Origin of the sequence: Shewanella abyssi, assembly GCF_023284025.1 — a bacterium.
In the GTDB taxonomy this organism is placed as follows: domain Bacteria; phylum Pseudomonadota; class Gammaproteobacteria; order Enterobacterales; family Shewanellaceae; genus Shewanella; species Shewanella abyssi.
This window is the reverse complement of the sequence record NZ_JAKIKR010000128.1, coordinates 1-719: the sequence shown is the minus strand read 5'-3', so window position 1 is coordinate 719 and position 719 is coordinate 1. Positions and strand designations below refer to the sequence as shown.

At 40.1% G+C, this 719-nt stretch carries 4 tRNA genes; all 4 read right to left on the bottom strand.

Annotation, left to right across the window (positions count from 1 at the left end):
• Positions 1–117: 117 nt before the first annotated feature.
• Positions 118–193, bottom strand: a tRNA-Gly gene (locus L2755_RS22050).
• A gap of 15 nt (positions 194–208) precedes the next feature.
• A tRNA-Gly gene (locus L2755_RS22045) sits at positions 209–284 on the bottom strand.
• Positions 285–411: 127 nt separating this feature from the next.
• Positions 412–487 (bottom strand) — tRNA-Gly (locus L2755_RS22040).
• 133 nt (positions 488–620) lie between these two features.
• Positions 621–696, bottom strand: a tRNA-Gly gene (locus L2755_RS22035).
• Positions 697–719 lie beyond the last annotated feature (23 nt).

Here is a 719-nt window from a genome sequence, read left to right as displayed (position 1 = left end):
GATTGATTCAAGCAGGAGTGGTTCGAACTGATGACCTATGCCTTGGCAAAAAAGCGGTATCAACTCTTTCTATAAACACAATTTAGTTAGGGTTTTGGGTTTTTACTAGAGAAAGATTGGAGCGACATATCAGGTTCGAACTGATGACCTATACCTTGGCAAGGTATCGCTCTACCAACTGAGCTAATGTCGCGTAATCTTTTTAAATTGGAGCGACATATCAGGTTCGAACTGATGACCTATACCTTGGCAAGGTATCGCTCTACCAACTGAGCTAATGTCGCATAAATCTTTTCATTACACTCTAGCTGTACACATTAACTAAAGGTATCGTTCTTCACCTCTAGCAACTGAGCTAATGTCGCATAAATCTTTTACCTACCGAATTTGGTCATTCCATAAGCTTTTATTTGGAGCGACATATCAGGTTCGAACTGATGACCTATACCTTGGCAAGGTATCGCTCTACCAACTGAGCTAATGTCGCGTAAATCTTTTAAAAATTGAAACAACATATCAGGTTCTAAAAAACTAACCGATGACCTATGCCTTGGCAAGGTATCGCCCTTTTGCTCTAATAAAGAGTCAACTGAGCTAATGTCGCGTACATCTTTTTAAATTGGAGCGACATATCAGGTTCGAACTGATGACCTATACCTTGGCAAGGTATCGCTCTACCAACTGAGCTAATGTCGCATAAATCTTTTCATTACACTCTA